This window comes from Dietzia sp. B19 (assembly GCF_014145155.1).
In the GTDB taxonomy this organism is placed as follows: Bacteria; Actinomycetota; Actinomycetes; order Mycobacteriales; family Mycobacteriaceae; genus Dietzia; species Dietzia natronolimnaea.
Map to the genome: position 1 here is coordinate 1 of NZ_JAALED010000408.1, position 2,326 is coordinate 2,326.

Consider the following 2,326-nt stretch of genomic DNA (forward strand, 5'->3'; position numbering starts at 1 on the left):
ACGGGGGCGCGATCGCGGGTCCCGGAGGGGTGCGGCGACCCGGGCGCGGGCCCGGTCCTCCCGCGCCGGGGCATGGGAGCCCGTGATGGGTCCCCCCACCGTCACCCGACGGGTCGGCGAGCACACCTGGCGGCTACCGGTCGACGCATTCTGGCAGTCGCACAGATCCGCTGCCGTGCACTACTCCGATCTCGTCCGCCGCGCGGTGTCCGCCACCGCGGGGTTACCGGCGGAGCCGGTGGTCTGGGATCTCTACGGGGGGGCGGGCCTGTTCTCCGCGGCGGTGCTCGACGTCGCCCCTCGCGCGCAGCTGACCATCGTCGAATCCGCACGTCCGTCTCTCGACGCGGTGGGGACCGCCCTCGACGTCGGCCCGGGGGTCGTCCCGGTGGCTGCGCGGGTCGAGACGTTCCTCGACCGGACGGTCGGTGGGACCGACCGGAACGGTGAGCCCGATCTCGTGATCCTGGACCCGCCGAGGGGTGGTGCGGGGATCGACGTGATGACCGCGCTCGCGGGCGGAACGGCGTCGCGGATCATCCACGTGGGGTGCGACCCGGCGAGTCTGGCCCGCGACGTCGGGGTCCTGGTGACGGCCGGCTGGACGCTGACGGACCTGCGGGGGGTGGCCGCGTTCCCCGCGACGCACCACGTGGAGGGTCTCGCCGTCCTCGATTCCCCCCGCGCGCGCTGACCCGACCCTGTGGCGCACCTCGACCGGCCGAGGCGCCGGCGGGGTCTCGCGCCGATTGCCCGTAGACTGTTGGTTCGACCCTGAGGGGTGCGGCCAGGGAAGGGGCAGTCGACGGCAATGAGTGTGCTCGATCAGGTGAACGGCCCCTCCGACCTCCGTGCACTCGGACCCGACGAGCTGGTCCGGCTCTGCGGCGAGATCCGGGAGTTCCTCATCAGAAAGGTCTCCGCCACCGGCGGGCACCTCGGCCCCAATCTCGGTGTGGTGGAGTTGACCATCGCCCTGCACCGGGTCTTCGACTCCCCCCGGGACCCCATCGTCTTCGACACCGGACACCAGTCGTACGTCCACAAGATCGTCACCGGTCGTCGTGAGCAGTTCGACGGGCTCCGTACCCGCGGCGGATTGTCGGGATACCCGTGCCGCGCGGAGAGCGACCACGACGTCGTCGAGTCCTCGCACGCCACCTCGTCGCTGTCCTACGCCGACGGTCTCGCCAAGGCGTACTCCCTGCGCGGGGAGACCGACCGCACCGTCGTGGCCGTGATCGGCGACGGCGCGATGACCGGCGGGATGGCCTGGGAGGCGCTCAACAACATCGCGGCCGGCAAAGACCGGCCCATGGTGATCGTCGTCAACGACAACGGACGATCGTATTCCCCCACGATCGGAGGCCTGGCCGAACGACTCGGGGTCCTGAGGCTACAGCCCGCCTACGAGAAGGCGATGGACCACACCAAGCGCACCCTGGGCGCGCGCAAGGACGTCGTCGGCAAGGCCGTGTACTCGATCCTGCACGGGATCAAGACAGGCCTGAAGGACGTGGTGTCGCCGCAGGAGCTGTTCGCCGACCTGGGACTGAAGTACATGGGGCCGGTGGACGGACACAACCTGGCCGCCACCGAGGCCGCGCTGCGGCTGGCCAAGGACTTCGGCGGCCCGGTGGTGGTCCACGTGGTCACACGCAAGGGCATGGGGTACGTCCACGCGGAGAACAACGTCGCCGACCTCATGCACGCGACCGGGGTCATCGACCCCGACACCGGCCGACCGCTCTCGGAGTCGTCCGCGGTCGACTGGACGTCGGTCTTCTCCGCCGAACTGTGCGAGATCGGTGCCGAACGGGACGACGTCGTGGCCATCACCGCGGCCATGGCCGGGCCGACCGGACTGACGGCGTTCGGTGAACGTTTCCCGGACCGGATGTTCGACGTGGGCATCGCCGAGCAGCACGCCGTGGCCTCGGCCGCCGGACTGGCGCTCGGGGGGATGCACCCGGTGGTGGCCGTGTACTCCACCTTCCTCAACCGTGCGTTCGACCAGCTGCTCATGGACGTCGCGCTCCTCGGGCAGCCGGTCACCCTGGTGCTCGACCGCTCCGGGGTGACCGGCCCCGACGGCGCCAGTCACAACGGGATGTGGGACCTGTCGTTGACGGGGATCGTCCCCGGGGTCCGGGTGGCCGCACCGCGCGACGCCGAGACCCTGCGCGCGGAGCTCCGCGAGGCCGTCGAGGTGACCGACGGGCCGACCGTCGTGCGCTTTCCCAAGGGTTCGGTCGGTGAACCCGTCCCGGCACTGGAGACCAGTACCGACGGCGTCGACCGGGTGCACGGGTCCGGCGACGCCGAC

At 71.2% G+C, this 2,326-nt stretch carries 1 protein-coding gene and 1 pseudogene; both read left to right on the plus strand.

What is annotated here, in order from left to right:
* Window positions 1–694, plus strand: a pseudogene (locus G6020_RS11835) (class I SAM-dependent RNA methyltransferase); the annotation flags it as partial.
* Window positions 695–811: 117 nt separating this feature from the next.
* The coding region (gene dxs / locus G6020_RS11840) for a 1-deoxy-D-xylulose-5-phosphate synthase (RefSeq protein WP_182610766.1) at window positions 812–2,326 on the plus strand (1,515 nt) is incomplete at its 3' end.